Consider the following 17861-nt stretch of genomic DNA (forward strand, 5'->3'; position numbering starts at 1 on the left):
CACGGCCATGGCGTTCACCTCGATCACCAACTATGGCGAGTACATCTCCGACCACTACCTGACCTCGCTGCTCAAGAACGACCTCGAAGACCTGCGCAAACGTTGGAGCGACGCCGACAAGGCAGCCATCCTCGCCGGCACGTCCGCTGCTGACCGGCCATCCAACTCCGCGCAGGGCATCAAGGCCCTGGGGCAACGTTTCTTCACCCACCGCGACCGCATCACCGAACAGCTCGGCGACGATCCCACCCCCGAAGCGCTCACCGACCCGCGGATCGTCGAGCAGGTCCGCGAAGTCCACGAGATGGTCCTGCAGGCCCTCGCCTACGACGTCCCCTCCGCCGACGCGGCTGGAGGCCAGGCGGTGCTGCGCAGCACCTCGCTGGACGTCGTCCAACTCGACCAGCACCGCCAGGTGCCGGTCGCGCTCGCCATCACCGGGCCCAGCGGCCTGGAACTCGTCGCCCTGGAAGCCACCTGGACCGACACCGTCGACGGCATTGTCGACACCATCGGCGGTTGTCGGCTGCTGGCACCGATCAAACTCGACGGCGACGAGGCGATCGACCACGCCGGCAAAGCCATCGAGTTCCTGTTCGCGTGCGAGGACCCGCCCCGGTATGTGCTCCTGCTCGCCGGCAACGTCGTCCTGCTCGCCGACGGCTCCGCCTGGCCGCGCGGATACCTTGCGGTCAACCTGACCCAGGCGCTGCACGCCAAGGACACCACCTCCGGCGGCGAGCTGGAGACCGTCGCAGCGCTCTTCGGCGCGGAATCACTGATTACCTTCGATGGCCAAACCGCACTGTCCAGCCTGGTTGACAAGAGCTACAAGCACGCGGTGAAGGTCTCCAAAGAGCTGCGGGAGGCCCTGCGTCAATCCGTTGAGCTGATCGCTCAGGAGATCCTGGACCGCATCCGCGAGCACGGCGCAGACCCGGACGACCTAGGCGACACCCTCGCACGCCGCCTGACCGAACAGTCGCTGCGCTACCTCTACCGCATCCTCTTCCTGCTCTACGCCGAGGCCAGACCGGAGCTGGGCATCCTGCCCAGCAAAAACGAAGCCTACCAACAGGGGTATGGCCTCTCCCGGCTCGCCGATGCCGTCAGCTACGACCTCCCGGAAGAGGCCGATGAGGGTCTTTACTTCGACCACTGCCTCAGACTGCTCTTCACGCTCGTCGACAAGGGACACAGCCCGCAACGCACCACGGAGGTCGTGCTCGACGAGGACGGCGCCGAAGTCGCCCTCGACGCCGATGGCATCAAATTCGAGGCGCTGAAGTCGGACCTCTTCCGCCCGGACCGCACCGAACTCATTGGCCGGAGTGTGCGCGTTGGCCAACACACCGTCGACACCCGGCTGCGCAACAAGTGCCTCTGGCAGGTCCTCAACCTGCTCGTGCTCACCCCGGAGCAAACCGGCCGCGGCCGTGGCCGGGCCGCAGGGCAACGCGGCTTCATCTCGTACGCCCAACTCGGGATCAACCAACTCGGCGCCGTGTACGAGGGACTGATGTCCTACACCGGCTTCTTCGCCCCCGAGGACGTCTACGAGGTCGCCAAAACCGTCAAGGTGGCCGGAAAGAGCGCTGATGGTGAGGACAATGAGAAGGCCGACCCGTCCAAAGGCACTTGGATTGTTCCCGTCAACCAGGCCAGTGATTACGACCCGAATTACTTTGTCCTGCGGGCCAATCCCATCACCGGCGAACTCAACCGAATCATCCACACCAAGGGATCGTTCGTCTACCGGCTCTCTGGGAGAGAACGGCAGCGCTCGGCGTCTTACTACACGCCGGAAGTCCTGACCCAGTGCACGGTCAAGCATGCACTCGCCGAGCTGCTCACCGACGAGACCACGGCCCGGGATATCCTCGACCTCACCATTTGTGAACCGGCCCTCGGCTCCGGCGCCTTCCTCAACGAGGCCATCAACCAGCTCGCCGACGCCTACCTCGAACGCGCCCAGCGCGAGCGCGGCGAGAAGCTGCTGCCGGACCGCTTGGATGCCGAACGGCAGAAGGTTAAGGCGTACTTGGCCCTGCACAACTGCTACGGCGTCGACCTCAACGCCACCGCCGTCGAGCTGGCCGAGGTCTCGATCTGGCTTAACGTCATGCACGAGAAGCTCGAAGCCCCGTGGTTCGGCCTGCACCTGCGCCGCGGCAACTCCCTCATCGGTGCCCGCCGGGCGGTCTACTCTGCAGACCTGCTGAAACGCGGCGCCTGGCGTACCACCCCACCCACCGACCGCCCGATGGCTTGCGACGCCGACGGCCAGGTCATCGATCGCCTCGCCGACGACGAGATCCACCACTTCCTGCTGCCCGCCCAGGGCTGGGGCGCAGTCGTCGAGGCCCCGCAGGCTAGGGAAATCGTCCCCGATGAGCGCGGCGCGCTGATGAAGTGGCGTCAGCAGATCCGTAGGATGCCTAGCGACAAGAAGACCAAGGATCGGCTGCTTGCCCTCGCGCAACGCGTCGAACGCCTGTGGGAGCTGACCCGCAAGCGGATTGCCATCTCCGAACAGGAGATCCGCCGCAATATCGACGTATGGGGCGTCGACCCCGACAGGACCTTGCCGCAGCCCGCCTCAGGCGCGGTTAGCCGCGACGAGGTCACGAAGGCTTTGTACGACGACCGCGAATCGCCCTACAACCGTCTGAAGACCGTCATGGACGCATGGTGCGCCCTCTGGTTTTGGCCCGTGGGCCGCGGCGCCGACATTGCTCCACCCACTCTCGACGAATGGTTGTCGTTCTGTGAGGCAGTCCTCGGTACCCCGCCCCCAAAGGCGAGCCGAAGCTCCAAGCGCTTTGACACCGGCGGCGGTCATGACGACGTATTCGGAGCTTTCGGGGCAGGTAACGACTTCGCTCATCTTGCCATTGAGGACGAAGCCGATCGTTCTCTCGCCCAATGCACACCGATCGGGCGAATTGCCATCGACAACCGCTTCGAATGGTGGTCTGTCCTTAGCGAGATAGCCGACCGGGAGGGTTTTTTCCACTGGGAACTCGAGTTCGCTCGAGTATTTGCAGAAGGCGGCTTCCGGCTGCAGGTCGGAAACCCGCCTTGGGTCCGGCTAGATTGGATCGATGAGCTCGCTCTCGCCGAGCATGATCCGTGGTTTGCTCTGCAGGAGAATGCTTCAACGAGAACTACTAATAGCCGACGCGCTGCATTGCTCGCTGAACCTGGTGTTGCTGCCGGCTATCTCTCAGATCTTGGCGCATGGTCCGGGTTGAGTCGGCATCTCGGGTCCGAAGTCGAACACCCGCTCTTGTCTGGCATTAGGACCAACCTTTATATTAACTTCATGGAGCGGAGTTGGAAGAACTCAAGCTCGTATGGAATTGTTGCAATGATTCATCAGGAGCAGCATTTTGTGGACCCTGCGGGTGGGCCTCTGCGGGCAGAATCATATGCCAGGCTGCGACGGAGATTCCATTTCGGAAATAACATCCTATTGTTTGAAGACGTCGACAATAACCGAAGCTTTGGAATTAACGTTTATGGGCGTCCGCAGGAGATCAACTTCCTTCAGATGGCCAGACTCGTTCATCCATCCATCATCGAGGCTTCGCTAGGGCATGACGGGGTGGGAGAAGTTCCCAGCCTGCAGTATCCCTGGGGCGGTTGGGACCTGAGGCCGCATTCGTCCCGAGTTATCACTGTTACGAAAGAGATCTTGGCGGACTGGGCGATGTTTGGGGGTACAAACGAACTGCCTCCGAATGAGGCGCGCGGCTTGCGTCCTATCACTGCTGATGACAACGATGCTGTGCGTGCTCTTGGCAAGCACCCCAAACGGCTTGCGATGTTCTCAACGTCGTTTTCTCAAGGGCTCAATGAAAAGCTTGCCAAGGAGGACGGCACTATGCGATTAGAGTCTGATCAGCCGTCCTCGTGGCGTGAGGTAATCCTGCAAGGCCCGCACTTTTCGGTCGCAATGCCGTTTGCGAAGAATCCTAATGCGAACTGCAGAAGTAATAAGGACTATTCTCCCTGGGATTTAACCGAGATGGCCGATAGGGTGATACCCAGAACTAACTATGTGCGGGCTTGCTCCCCTGAGCAGTTCCAAGCGAGACAACGCATCTGGGGTGGTGCTCCCGCGACTGACCGATGGCGAACGGTCTGGCGTCGGTGGGTTGTGATGGGTACCGAGAGAACGCTTTACGCAACCCTAATTCCACCAGGGCCGACGCACGTCGATACGGTCAATTCTATAGTGCTCGATTCCAATAGACTAACCGCCGCGCTTGCTGGGGTGTGGGCTTCGATTCCGCTAGACTTCAGTTGTAGAATCGCTGGCAAGAGTAATTTGCATATGGATCAGATGAGGCAGCTGCCCGCGCCGCTGGAACACCCCTTGGTGACGCCGTTGTTGCTGCGAACCTTGCGATTGAACTGCTTAACGCGAGACTATGCACCACTCTGGGAGGAGTTATTCGGAGATGCGTGGGCGACGGACCGATGGGCGAATTCCAAGTTGGGACGTACGCCGCTGGCTGAAATCGGTTCCAAGTGGACGATGGACACACCTTTAAGAACCGACTATGACCGTCGGCTAGCGCTGGTCGAGGTTGACGCGCTTGTCGCGTTGATGCTGGGACTGACCGTTGAGCAATTGTGCGCGATGTACCGGTCACAGTTCGCGGTGTTGCGTAAGTACGAGTGGGAGATGTTCTTCGCGCCAGATGGGCACAAGATTGGGGCGGAGACGCATAACCGGGGGGTCCGACAGACCGAGGACGAGGCTGCGATTGTCAAGGCGTGGAAGAAGGCCGAGCTGACCGGGGCGTCGGCGCCGGAGATCTCGGCCGGGTGGGTGAAGCCGAACCGCGAGGCGGAGATGACGCATGCCTACCACGAGTTCAAGCGGCGTTTGGATGCCGGGGAGTACCCAGAGGTCGTCGAGCTGTGATCCCTTCCCTGGCGGTTGATGATCTCAAGGGCAGTCTTGTTCAGTATCTGACCACAGCGTTCGCGTTGGCTGACGATGACGTCCATGACGTGTTGGAGTCGTTCCTCAACGACGAACGCAGTGGTGTGTTCCGTGGGCCGTACTTGCGGGTGCGCCCGGGTTTTAAGCCGGCGACAGGTGCGTACCGTCGGGGTCTTGATTGGTTTCCGACCGGCTTTGAGCCGTTCCTGCATCAGGAGCGGGCGTGGTTGCGTCTGTCGTCGAAGGGTCAGCAGCCCAAGCCGACGATCGTGACCACCGGCACCGGTTCGGGCAAGACGGAGTCTTTCCTGGTGCCGGTGCTTGACCATTGCCGGCGGGCGCGGGCGCAGGGGCAGACCGGAGTGAAGGCGCTGCTGCTGTACCCGATGAACGCGCTCGCCGACGACCAAGCTCGGCGGATCGACGAGGTGCTCAGCGGCGACCCTGAGTTGCGGGACGTGACGGCCGGGATCTACATCGGCGGCGGTCGCAAAGGAGGGGATGACGAGGAAAGCCCGGCGTCGTACGCCCGCGAATTTGGGTCTTCGGATCTGGAGGGCGACGAGGCGATCAGTCGGGTGCTGCGGGATCGTGACGAGATCCGGGAGAATCCGCCGGACGTTCTGCTGACCAACTACAAGATGTTGGATTTGCTGCTGCAGCGTGGCCCGGATCTGCCGCTGTGGCAGAGCCGGTCGTTGCGCTACGTGGTGTTGGACGAGTTCCACACCTACGACGGCGCACAGGGCACCGACGTTGCGATGCTGCTGCGCCGGTTGGGGGCGGCGACGTCGCTGAACGAGGAAAGCCGACCACTGGGGCAGATCACTCCCGTCGCCACGTCGGCGACATTGGCGAGTGACGGTGCCGCCGACGCCGGGTTGGGTGAGCACTCGGCCGAGGCCGATCGGCGGAAGTTGCTGGATTTCGCCAAGCAGGTGTTCGGGATGGAGTTCGGCCCGGATGCCGTGATCGATGAGGACCGGCTCACCTCGGAGGAGTTTTGCGGGGAGATCAACTTCGAGGACTTGCCGTTCCCAACGCCGGAGCAGCTGGCCGCGGTCCCCGATCCGCTCGGCAATCCTGCGGACCTCAATGAGGTCGCGCGCTTGACGGTGGGCATCGACGCGAGCGACGCGGTGGAACTGGGGCGGCTGTTGCGGTCCCACATTCTTGTCCGCGCGTTGCTGGAGTCGGCGACACAAGCGCCGCTGACGATCGCCCAGATTGCGAAACCGTTCGCGGTACACGGCGGTGGGCCGGCGTGGGCGCCCTCTCGCACAGACGCTCCAAAGGCGGCGTTCGGCCCAGCGTTGATGCGGTTGCTCGCCCTCGTTTCGGCTGCGCGGGTCGTGGACGCGCAAGGTCGGCTACGTCCGCTGCTCAAAGTTGAGGCCCAGCTATGGGTACGTGAGGTTCGCCGGGTCATCCGTGCCGCCACCCACGAGCCGCACTTTCGCTGGTTCGACGACGACGGTCCGACGGGGGACAGCCAGCCGAACTGGTTGAACCTTGCCGTATACCGGTCGAAGGACCATGACGCTGCGGCGGAGGACCCGGACACGGATACGGCCGCTCCGGCTCCGGCGGCGCTGCGGTGTCACCTGCCTGCGGTGTACTGCCGGCACTGCGGTCAGTCCGGGTGGGCGGCGCTGTCGAAGGAAGCCGCGCTGGACTGGCGGGAACTAAAGACCCGCCCCTTGGAGATCTACCGGGCCGCGGGCCGGCGAGAGAGCCGGGTCCGGTGGATGCTGCGCGCCAGCCAGCACGAGCCTGAGGCGCAGCATCTCGACGCCGAGGGACGGATGTTGCTGGCCAGTCCCACGGATCGGACCGTTCCGGTGGCCACTGTGGTCGGGGCGATCCCGGCGGGCAACGACGACACCTGTCCGTCGTGTGGGCTGGATGACGGGATGCGGTTCCTCGGAGCGGGCACCGCAACCTTGGCGTCGGTGACCATCACCCAGTTGTTCTCTGAGCGGCACCTAAGCGTCGGTGAGCGTAAGTTGCTCGCGTTCACCGACGCGGTGCAGGACGCCACTCACCGGGCCGGGTTTATCGCGCACCGGTCGTTCGGGTTCACGTTCCGCGGCCTGCTGGCGGCCAACCTGCGGTCCGACGCTGCGGTTGCCGTCCATGACCTGGCCTTAGATGCGGCGGAGTCGGCGGTCGCCGAACACGCGAAACCGTCCGGCAAGGAGCGACTGGCGTCGCTGATCCCACCGGACCTGCGCGACAACCCGGAGATCCTGCGCCTGCTCGACGGGGAACCGTTGACCAGTGCGATGGAGATGCTGCAGGATCGGCTGCTGTTCCAGACTCAGTTGGAGTTCGGTTTGCGGTCTCGGCTGGGCCGTACCATCGAACTGACCCGCACGGCCGCGGTCGACATTCACATCCCCGACCCGGACGAGCTGATCGAGCAGTTGAGGAACGCGCATCAGCGGATCCCCGGCAAGGTGATGCTTCCCGCCGACCGTCGGGCCTACCTCGGGTACGCGCGAGGGCTGTTGGAGCGGATGCGGCTTCGTGGTGCGATCTACCACTCCTGGCTCGACCGCTACCTCGAGCAGGCCGGCGCGCGGCGGTGGCCGATCTGGGGTGGTCGCCCCACGGGTATGCAGGCCTTCCCGAGCGGACTGGCCGCACCCGTCTTCATGATCAACGGAGGTCATGGGGACACCGAGTTCGACGCTTTGGCACGTGGACGTACCGACACTTGGCTGACCGACTGGGCCAAGCGGAATGTCACTGGCAGCCCGGACGAGGCCGCACAGTTGAACACTAAGGCGTTCGCGGTCTTCGCCGAGCAGGGCTTGGTCAACACGTACTACGCCAGCAACGGTGCCACCGTGTACGCGTTGGCGCCTAGCCGCATCCAGGTGCACTCCCTTGTGCACGGCAAGGCGGGCGACGACGTTGCCGACCACGGAGTGCGGTGCTCGGAGTGCACCTGGCGGCAGACCGTCGCCCCCGGCATGTCGTTGGCGTGGGAGGGACTGCCCTGCCTGCGCTTTCGATGCGGCGGCCGTTTCGTGCGGGACACCCGGAGGAGGGCCGGCGATGACTTCTACCGGCGTCTCTACCACGTCGACCGTCCCGGCGATGTCCTCACGGCAGAGCACACCGGGGCCCTTACTAAGCCGAAGCGTCAGCGGGTCGAGCGGGCTTTCAAGCACCGCGCCCACCCGTTCGACCCGAACGTGCTGACGTGCACGCCCACCCTGGAGTTGGGTATCGACATCGGCGACCTGTCGGCGGTGCTGTTGACCTCGATGCCGCCCGGCCCGGCCCAATACGCGCAGCGCATCGGACGGGCCGGGCGCGCCACCGGCAATGCGATGGTCGTGGCGTTCGTGCCGCGACGGGCCCGGAACCAGTACTACCTCCACCGACCGACGGCGATGCTGGCCGGACGCATCGTGCCGCCGGCCTGCTATCTAGACGCGGTCGAGATCCTGCGCCGGCACTACCTGGCCTACCTGTTCGACCGGGCCGCCGACCGTTCACTTTGGGACGCTACTGCGGCGCCGAGCGCGCCGATGCCGCGGTGGATCGGTGAACTGTTCCAGTCGGGCCTGGACGACGCCGGGGGATGGCTACGCCGCCTACTGGAGGTTGCCCGTTCCCGGCACAACGTTCTGTCCGCCCAGTTCATCGACCTGTTCCCCGGCATGAGTAAGGACGCTCGTTGGGCCGTCATCAGTTTCGCCGAGGGCGACATCGACACCGAAGTCGGTAAGGCGGTCGCCGCATGGCGGCGTCGGCGCGAGGAGTTGCAACAGCGCTTGGCCGCGATCAATGTGGCGTTCGACGCGATCCCCATCGACACCACCGATGCCGACCGCCGCGACGATCGGCGGTCCCTGTTCGCGGAGTTGAAGGCGGTCCGCCGCCGGTTGGACGGCCTGGTCAAGGAAAACTCCGTGAACGCGCTGGTGCGGCTCGGTCTGCTACCCAACTACACCCTGCACGACGACCCGACCTGGCTGGACGCGGCGCTCTGGTGGAAAGACCCCGACGGGGAGTTCCAGGAAACTCAGACCGAGTACGGACGCAGCGCCGCTTTGGGCCTGACGGAGTTGGCACCGGGCAACACCTTCCACGCCGACGGCTCAAAATTCATCGTTGACGGCCTGGACATCGGCACGCCGCAACGCGCCGCGTACACCACCTGGCGATTCTGCCGGGCCTGCGGCTATGTACTGACCGACAGCACCGACGTGGTCCTGCAACGCTGCCCCCGCTGCAAGGACGCGGGTATCGCCGACCCCGCTGCCTCCCAACGCTCCGTCCTGCTGCCCGAGCGTGCCCGTGCGCGGGAACGCCGCGAGGACGCGCGGATCACCGACGACCGCGACGAACGCGACCAGCGCCGGTACGTGACAGCGACGCTGGTGGACATCGACCCAAAGCAGCCGCACGGCCTGCGGGCCTGGCGCAACGCGGACCGCTTCTTCGGCGTGGAGTTCGCCCGGGAAGCCGTGATCAGGCACCTCAACTTCGGCCCGGACGGATCGCCGGGCTCGGACTTCGACGTCGCGGGCGACACCGTGAAGGCACCTGGTTTCCAAGCTTGCGAGACCTGCGGAGCGGTGCAAGGCGTCCATCCACAGGCGTACGACCGGCAGGCTCGCCGGATCGGGACCCGCCACGCCCGCTGGTGCCCACAGCGTGACCTCGGTGTGCACAAGGAGAAGACAGTCACGCTGATCACCGCACATGAGTTGCGTACCCATGCCCTACGGCTGCTCCTACCCTTCTCCACCACGCTCGTACCGAAGCGAGCTGTATCGTTCCAGGCAGCGCTGATGCTCGGGATCACCAAGTACTTCGGCGGCGAACCCGACCACATCCGGGCCGTCATGGCGACCATGCCGGGCGATGACCGCGACACCCCCCGGCAATTCCTGGTCCTGCACGACACCATGCCCGGCGGCACCGGGTACCTGGAGAACCTCGCCGACTGTCGGGCGATGGAACGAGTCCTGCGGTTGGCGCTCGCACACATTCAAAGCTGCCCCTGCGGTAAGGAGGACCGTCAGCCCTGTCATCGGTGTCTGCTGCCATTCGTGGTGTCCAGCCAGCACGAACTCGTCTCTCGGGAGACCGCTGCGGAGCTGCTCTCCGAGATCCTCGAAGGCTGGCAACCCGAAGAGATCGACACCCTCGCCGACATTCAGATCCACGCTTTGGCTGACAGCGAGCTGGAACGCCTGTTCGTGGAGACGCTGCGGGCGAAGGCAGACAAGGCCCAGGACGACGCTGCGGCCCGTGATCGCTTCTCCCTGGTGCCGCGTGCTGGATCGCGCGGGGTGGAGTTCGAACTGAAACTCAAGCCCGTGGACGGCCCGGCCGTCCAGTGGCGGATGCGTGACCACGTGCCCCAGGCCGGGGCGGTCCGCAGCGAACCCGACTATGTTCTGACCTCGGATGGCGGCGTTAAGCTGGCCATCTTCCTTGACGGCTACGCCTTCCACGCCAGTACCGACAACAATGAGATCGCCGCGGACGCCGCTAAACGCACCTCACTGCGTGACGACGGCACCTGGGTCTGGCAGTTGACATGGGACGACGTCCGGGCCTGGGCCGGCTGCGTCGAGCAGAACATCGCCGCGCGTGCCCCCCGTCCGGACCTTCTCACCGACAAAGCGTTGGACACGGCGACCAACCACTACTTCATCACCACCTTGAAGGGCGATAGCACGGCTGGACCACTGGACGCCGCACTGGCCAACCCGGTCGAGGCCCTCCTGGCCTTCCTAGAAAACCCGGATCCGGAGGTATGGGCACGTCGGGCGGTCTCGCTCCTGGCGGGGCTGACCAGCATGGGTAAGGCCGGCGCCGTCGACCGGTTGGCCATCGCCGATCGGCTGCCGGCGCTGATCGCCGGCGAAGCGACCATGCCGCCGGCGGCCGCCAAGACTGCCGAGGCAGTCGGGCTGATAGCGGCCAGCCCGGCTGGCTGCCGGATCGTCGGCATCCGAGACAATCGCCCCCGGTCGACGGGACGACCCGATGCCATGGCCTGGGCGGTGTTCACTTGTTTGGACGACCGGCCAACCGCACTAACCGATCAAGAGCACCGAGCTCGTTGGGCGCAATGGCTCGCCTGGTCGAACCTGCTTCAGTTCGTCGCCGGACCAGGTCGCTACTTCGAACAGAGCGCCTTATCGCAAACCCTGCAGATCGACGCACACCGCGTACCGGTACTCGCATCCGCCCAAGCCGGTGCTCCCGTGAAGCCCGCGTTGACGGGCCCATGGGCCGACGCCATCGACCTTTCATCGCCACAGGTCGAGTCGTTGCTGATGGCGTTGGCACACGCGCAAACCCCGCCGCCCGAGATCGGCTACGAACTCGGCGACGAGGCATGGCCCGTGGAACTGGCCTGGCCCAGCGTCCGAATCGCCGTCGTCATCGATGAAGACGGCGATCGCGACAATGCCTATCGCCATGCAGGCTGGCACATTCACCGCGCTGACGGCGACGCCGCGATCGCGTTCACTGATCTGATCCATGACTTGGAGGCCGCGCATGGCTAAGGTCAACGTCCTATTCGCGGACACCTTCGACAAGGCTTACCAGAGCCTCGACGCGACCATCCAACGCCGAGTCGTCGACTTCATGCTCAAACTCCGCAAAGACCCCGACGCCTCTGGGTTGAACCTCAAGCAACCCCATGGCGCACACGACAAACGGGTCTGGACGGCGCGAGTCAACGACAACTTCCGCGCCGTCCTGTGGCGCCCCGACCACACCACCTTCTACCTCGCGAGCATCAAACCCCACGACGACGCCTACACCTACGCCGCCCAAACCGTTTGGAACGTCAACAAAGTGACCGGCGGAGTCGAGTTCTACGACCATGGCGCCATCAAAGAAATTCTGCTCCGTACCGGCGACGTGCTGCCTGCCGCGCACAACAAGCCGGGTTTCTTCGAGAAAACCTCGGACGCGGACTTTGCCCGACTCGGAATCGCACCTACCCTGGTGCCGACGCTGCGGGAGATCCGCACCGAGGACGCACTCCTCGGCATCGCCGAGCAGATACCCGCCCTCGCCAGCCAAGTTATCCTCGCGCTCGCGGACGGTAAGACCACCGACCAGGTCTGGGCAGAGATCGTCACCCAATCCGAGGCCGACAGTGACGTCGACCCCGACGACGTGGCCGCCGCCGTGGAACGCCCCGCAACCCGAGAGACCTTCGCCGTCGTCACCGACGACTCCGAAGAACTGGAGCGAATGCTCCTCAAACCCATGTCGGAGTGGCGGATCTTTCTGCACCCTCAACAACGCCGACTGGCGTACCGAAAGAAGCCCTACAACGGTCCTGCCCGCGTCTCAGGTGGCCCCGGCACCGGCAAGACCGTCGTCGCCCTGCACCGTGTCAAAGCACTCGCGGCGGCGTTTCCACCCAGTACCGACCGCAAGATCCTGCTGACCACCTACACCAACGCCCTGTCCGACCTGCTCCACCGGCTCCTCGACGACCTCGGCGGCCCAGACCTCACCAGCAAAGTCGACGTGCTGAACATCGACAAGGTCGTCCGGGACATCCTGCGCAACGACACCGACGCCCAATGGACGAATGTGGACGTCCTCGGCGACGCCGCCATCGCCGCACGATGGAACGATGTCATCACTGAACTCGCCCGCGATGACTCCTTCGATCGTCCATTCCTCATTAGCGAATGGGAACAGGTAGTCCTCGCCCAGAACATCCGCACCCGGGAGCAGTACTTCAGCGCCTCGCGCGCCGGGCGTGGACGTCGTATCACCCGAGCCGACCGAGCCGCCATCTGGACACTCATCCAAGAGTTCGAACGACGTCTAGACCGCGACAAGGCACTCGGCTTCAAACAGGCCGCCGTTCGAGCCGGTGACATTACCGCGAACTGGACTGACGCCGACCGGCCCTACCAGCATGTCGTCGTCGACGAAGCCCAGGACCTACACGCCGCCCACTGGACTCTGCTCCGCGCGCTGGCGCCCTCCGGCCCCGACGACATGTTCATCGTCGGTGACACCTTCCAACGCATTTACGACAACCGCGTCACCCTCGGCAGCCTCGGCATCGACATCCGCGGCCGATCCAGCCGCCTGACACTGAACTACCGCACCACCCGGCAAATCCTCAATGCCGCAATCACCGTCATCGACCCCGACAGCCCCAACGGATACGACGACCTCGACGGCGGCTCCGACACCCTGCGCGGCTACCGCTCTGTCCTACGCGGCGCAAAGCCAGACGTCGCCGGATACTCCTCACCCGTGGCGGAGATGAACGCTCTGGTGGATCGCGTCCGGACCTGGAGTACGGCTGGCATCCCGCTGGACGAGATCGCGGTCATCGCCCGGACCAACGCGGTCGCCAACGCTGCCGTGACCGCACTGAAAGCGGCTGGTGTTGAGGCGGCGCTGATCAAGTCAGGACAGACAGCCAAACCGGAGGCCGGAGTCCAGGCGATGACGATGCACCGAGCCAAGGGACTCGAATTCCGGGCGGTTGCGATCGTCGGCGCTGGATCGCGAAGTCTCCCGCTCCCTGCGGCGGTCACGGCCAGGGAGGCCGACCACCTCGATCACCAGCGGGATATCCAACGCGAGCGCTCGTTGCTCTTCGTCTCGGCTACCCGTGCCCGCGAGGCGTTATCTATAACTTGGTCAGGGCAGCCCAGCCAATTTCTCACTGGACTTGGCGTCTCTTAAAAAGACACTTGACACCTTGCCGCGGGTGACCATGATCCGCGCACCGCTCTCGCCATTGGGAAGCCTGCCTCAGAGACGTCTCGTAACCCGGCGTCTGTCCGCTGAGGACGATTGCCGAAGGTGTCGTGGTGCAGGTGATCTCCTCAGCCCGGCCGGAGCGGATCTTTCCGTTCACCGGTCTGCAGTCCGCCCAGTTCCGCTGGCTGGTCCGTCTGGTCGCCGAACGCGGCGGGGACGCCATCGCCGACCGGGCCGGCAGTGGGCCCTCGACCTTGCTGATCGGGTGCTGCTGGTGGCCGCGTACTGGCGCACCAACCCGACCATGCGCCAGATCGGTTCGCTGTTCGGCGGTTCGCACTCCGCCGCCCATCGGGTCATCGACACCCTCGGCCCGCTACTGGCCTTGGCCCCGGTGCGCAAGCGCCCGGTCGACCAGATCGCCATCGTCGACGGCACCCTGACCCCCACTCGGGACCACCGCCTGGCCGCACCGAGCAAGGACCGCTACTCGACGAACCTGCAGGTCGCCATCGACCCCACCACCAGACTGGTCATCGCCGTCGGTGACCCGCAGCTGTCGGCGTACGAGTTCGGGTCCCCAGGTAGGTACCGATGAACGTAGCCAGGTTCGGGAGCACCGCCAGCAGCGACGCCATCTGGAATCGGAGCCGCTCTCGTCAAGGGGCTACGGGGTCTCCGGATCCTCGATGAACGACAGGAACTGACGACCGAGTTCGGTGGTCGCCGGAGTCCACAGGCCGTTCTCGGTCATCATGCCGTTGAGCGAGCCGTTGACGAGGCCAGTGGTCGAGAGGCCGCTGCCGTATCGATCGATCAGATCCTTGCGACCGTTGAGTTCCGGCATACCCACTTCGATGATCGCTGAGCGGGCAGCAGAGTAGTACGAAGGACGTGCGATGCCCACGCGGTCGAACCAGCCCGGCGGGTCGGAGAGCAGCTTCAGTAGCCGGACGTGCGTCGGCGTGAACCTGGCGATCAGGTCGAAGAATAGCTGCTGCAGGTCCTCGTCAGGCGCGGACGGCATCACGGCGTTGATGGCCGCGTTACGAAGGAGCTCGAGCTTCTCCTTGCGCGAGGTCCGGTCGGCGATCTGCGCGGCGGTGGTGACGGCGTCGACGAAGGTGTCGTTGGCGGCGAGGTGCGCGAAGTCGCCGATCTGGTCCTCGAGCCTGAACACCTTCTCGGCAAGCTGGTTAAGCCACTTCTCCCGCCGCTCACTGAGCCGCCGAGCAAGTCCCTCCGACATTGCAATCTGGAGCGCACTTCCGACGCCCGGGATGGAGGCGACCGTCATTTCGGCGACTCGGGTGAGTCCTTGTCGGCGGTCGCTGTCTACCGGATAGGTCGGCTCCATGCCCGGCATCGTGCCAGAGCCGGTCAACTTGTCGGTAGCGCTTCCAGCGCGGCTTCAGCGAGCGGGTCCGGCACCGGGGCACGCACTACCGGGCGGACGCCGTGGCGCATCAGGGACGACGTCACCGCGAGGGGTTCCGCTCCGGGCTTGAGATCCTGGAAGTCCTGCTCGGTGGGCTCGGCGGCGCGGACCTGCACAATCCCACCCTCGTGTCCACAGAAAACGTCTAGGTTCAGGAAGGCCAGGGCGCTGGCTGGCGAGAGTAACTTTGCCCTAGGTGACACTCTCGGTCGCTTTCCGTCGAACCCTCTCGGACGTACACCATAGGCACTCCTATGTTCATCGGCGCCGCGGCGGCTGCCGGGCCTCGGGGTGTGAGCATCGTGGTAACCGGTACCCAGCCCCTGCGGGTAATGTCGAAGGTTGCGCCGAGGGCCATCATTGCCGGTGCGGCGGCGGTAGAAGCTTGGTTCCTTGGCGGACCTGTGGACGGACGACTGATGCCGGTGAAGACGACCGGGGAGGGCACCCCGCCGGAGGTGGTGAGGATGGCTCAAGACGGTCTGTATGCCGGCGCCGCGGTGCCGCCCACTGAGCATGTATACGTCCTGGCCGAACGCGTCGACGACATCCAGGTCTACCGGCACCGGGCAACCCTTGGAGTGTAGGTCGATGGAACTCGATGCGTCCATGGCAGATGAGCGGTCCGCTCTCACGTGGTTGCGGTGTGCCCTCGCCGACTTCTACATCCACGATCGGGCGCTGCTACGAGCCCGGGTTAGCGAGTGGGGTCTGACGTTTCGTCTCGGGCATCACCTCGCCCATCACGCCGACCCGGCATGGGACGTGGACGCAGAGTACGACCGGCAAGGCATGAAAGGGAACCGCAAGGTCCGAGACCCAGATGCGGAGACGCACATGCGGCCCGACCTCATCGTCCATCAGAGAGGGCGATCAGGTGCCGGGAACAACCTCCTGTTCGTGGAGGTCAAGCGCCGTTGGCGAGCGCCTTCTGGAGACCCAGAGGACATCGACAAGGTGCGCCAAGCCGTGATCAGACACAAGTACCAGGTCGCGGTTGCTGTCGGCATGCGTACGGCGGGCCGGAGATTTTCGCCCACCTGGGCTGTGTACGTCTCCCCGCCGTTGTCGCGCGGGACCTACACGAAGGTGCCGCTAGTGCCCCGGCTGGAACCGGTATTCGACGAAGCTGAGCTCGATGACCTTGAACGTGCTGCCCGCCGTGCGGAGCGGATGCCAAGCCCGAGGTCTGCTATCTAGCCTGGGCTCGCTGTCGCTATACCTGTCTCGGCATTGGTTCGCCTGCCGCGGCGGGCTTGGGCGGGCAATTGCTATCGCACCCGGACCGCAGGTCCTATCGGTGCAGGGTGAGCCGAACTGTGGGGCGGACCTGGTTGGACGGGCCTCTGATTGACGATCAGCGCTCCAGCGACGATGGTGAGCGTTATGACCTTGCCCGCGATCAGGTTTGCTTTGCCGATGTCGTCTGAGGTGCGTTGGTCGGACATGCTGGCCGTGATGGTCGCGACCGATCCTGCTCCTCTCTGTCGGTTGCTCGGGCTGTCTGGTCCGCTGGGAGACGTGGTGGTCCGCCGGGAGGTAGCGGTTGATCCGGCGAGCCAGCCGGACATCGTGATTGAGCGGCAGGGGCAACGGGTGGCGGTCATGGAGGTGAAGGTCCTTGCCGGGCTCGGCACGTCCCAGTTGGAGCGGTATGCCGCCGCGGTCCCGGACGCTGCCGTCTACGTGCTCGTGTTTCCCGGCCGCCTCGTCATTGATGTGGGGTCGGGTTCAGGATGGCGGCCGCTGACGTGGGAGACGTTGCTCGAGGCGTATCAGGCGAGCACGGATTCCTGGGTTGCCACGTGCGCGACCGCGTGGATTGAGTACCTTGCTGGCGCGTTACCGGCAGTCGATGCCGCAACGGTCTGGAACGACCTGATGCCTGGGAAAGACTTCGTGATCGAACTCCGCGCGCGCATGTCATGGCTCCACGGGCAGCTCGCACCTCCAGCCCCGATTCGCCATGACCTTGTCTCCTCCGCCGCCGGCGTCAGTTGGGTTGCTCGGCTGTACACCGAGGCAGCAGAGAAGGACTACCGGATTCTGGTCGAGGTTGAGGAGAACCTGCCGGTCCGAGATTTTCCCAAGTACGCAGGCGAAGGATCCCGACAGCCGCGCGGGCCGTCGATCAAGGTGTGCCTGCAGCAGCGGAACATCACGACCTCTGCCGGCTACAACTGGCGCTACCTGGCAGCGATGTGGCCACTCATGCACGCCGCGCGAAGCGACTGGGTTACCAACCCCGCCCGCCCCAGAGCCGCGCATGACAGGGCTGGCCATCAGCAGATCGTGGCCGCTGGCGTGCCCCGATATGTGGGTATCGGATTCGGCGAAGCGCAGGCCAAAATTGATGGCGCGTGCATGTTCGGAGCCCGCGTTCAGCTGCCACCCACGATCACTCTCGGCGACCTCGCACAAGATGTTTCCAGCCTGTACGGCCTCGTCAGCGACTTGGCCAAAGTCGTCCCACCCGCGCCGCAGTAGCGTTCGACGGACGCGCGTGCCGTTGTGGGGCTGATGGTTCCGCTGTTCGGCGGAGCGCGCGGGGCCGCAGCGGCGGCGACAATCGTGGTACATCCTCTCACTGGAGATGCCGTGGCGCAGATGCCCGGTCCGCCTGAGCCCTCGGCTCAACAGCCGCCTGGACCCGATGGGTTGTCGGCCGTAGAGTGTCAAGCCCCGGGTTTGATGGAGAGTTGGTTAGCTGGTTTTCAGGGGTGTGGTGACCGGGTG

General features: G+C 64.8%; 8 protein-coding genes and 1 pseudogene. 7 read left to right on the forward strand and 2 right to left on the reverse strand.

Going from position 1 to position 17861, the window contains the following annotated elements; translation table 11 throughout:
• Positions 1-7 precede the first annotated feature (7 nt).
• The 4 genes and pseudogenes from ACFOYX_RS08885 to ACFOYX_RS08900 all read left to right on the forward strand — a co-directional run.
• On the forward strand, positions 8-4936 hold the full coding sequence (locus tag ACFOYX_RS08885; RefSeq protein WP_322442695.1) for a type II restriction endonuclease subunit M: 4929 nt from the start codon (positions 8-10) through the stop codon (positions 4934-4936).
• Complete coding sequence (locus tag ACFOYX_RS08890; RefSeq protein WP_322442694.1) at positions 4933-11502, forward strand: DEAD/DEAH box helicase; 6570 nt, start codon at positions 4933-4935, stop codon at positions 11500-11502. Before ACFOYX_RS08885 ends, ACFOYX_RS08890 begins: the two co-directional genes overlap by 4 nt.
• Positions 11495-13669 (forward strand): UvrD-helicase domain-containing protein, encoded by a 2175-nt coding sequence (locus ACFOYX_RS08895; protein ID WP_322442693.1) that lies wholly within the window; start codon positions 11495-11497, stop codon positions 13667-13669. The genes ACFOYX_RS08890 and ACFOYX_RS08895 overlap by 8 nt, the downstream gene beginning before the upstream one ends.
• A 128-nt stretch (positions 13670-13797) precedes the next feature.
• Positions 13798-14243: pseudogene (locus ACFOYX_RS08900) on the forward strand (transposase family protein); the annotation flags it as partial.
• Between the two features lie 111 nt (positions 14244-14354).
• Here the strand turns inward: ACFOYX_RS08900 and ACFOYX_RS08905 are convergent.
• Together ACFOYX_RS08905 and ACFOYX_RS08910 are read right to left on the reverse strand one after the other, a co-directional pair.
• Positions 14355-15044: a hypothetical protein gene (locus ACFOYX_RS08905; RefSeq protein WP_322442692.1), complete on the reverse strand. Its 690-nt coding sequence runs from the start codon at positions 15042-15044 to the stop codon at positions 14355-14357.
• 23 nt (positions 15045-15067) lie between these two features.
• A complete protein-coding gene (locus tag ACFOYX_RS08910; protein WP_322442691.1) occupies positions 15068-15241 on the reverse strand; it encodes a hypothetical protein in 174 nt (57 codons plus the stop codon).
• Positions 15242-15379: 138 nt separating this feature from the next.
• Between ACFOYX_RS08910 and ACFOYX_RS08915 the strand changes: the two genes are divergently transcribed.
• The 3 genes from ACFOYX_RS08915 (at position 15380) to ACFOYX_RS08925 (ending at position 17612) form a co-directional block, all read left to right on the forward strand.
• Positions 15380-15712 (forward strand): hypothetical protein, encoded by a 333-nt coding sequence (locus tag ACFOYX_RS08915; protein ID WP_322442690.1) that lies wholly within the window; start codon positions 15380-15382, stop codon positions 15710-15712.
• A gap of 4 nt (positions 15713-15716) precedes the next feature.
• Positions 15717-16325: a hypothetical protein gene (locus tag ACFOYX_RS08920; RefSeq protein WP_322442689.1), complete on the forward strand. Its 609-nt coding sequence runs from the start codon at positions 15717-15719 to the stop codon at positions 16323-16325.
• 186 nt (positions 16326-16511) lie between these two features.
• Positions 16512-17612, forward strand: coding sequence for a hypothetical protein (locus tag ACFOYX_RS08925; RefSeq protein WP_322442688.1), 1101 nt, complete (start codon positions 16512-16514; stop codon positions 17610-17612).
• Positions 17613-17861: the final 249 nt, after the last annotated feature.

This window comes from Micromonospora sp. GCM10011541 (genome assembly GCF_042650725.1).
Classification (GTDB): domain Bacteria; phylum Actinomycetota; class Actinomycetes; order Mycobacteriales; family Micromonosporaceae; genus Micromonospora; species Micromonospora sicca.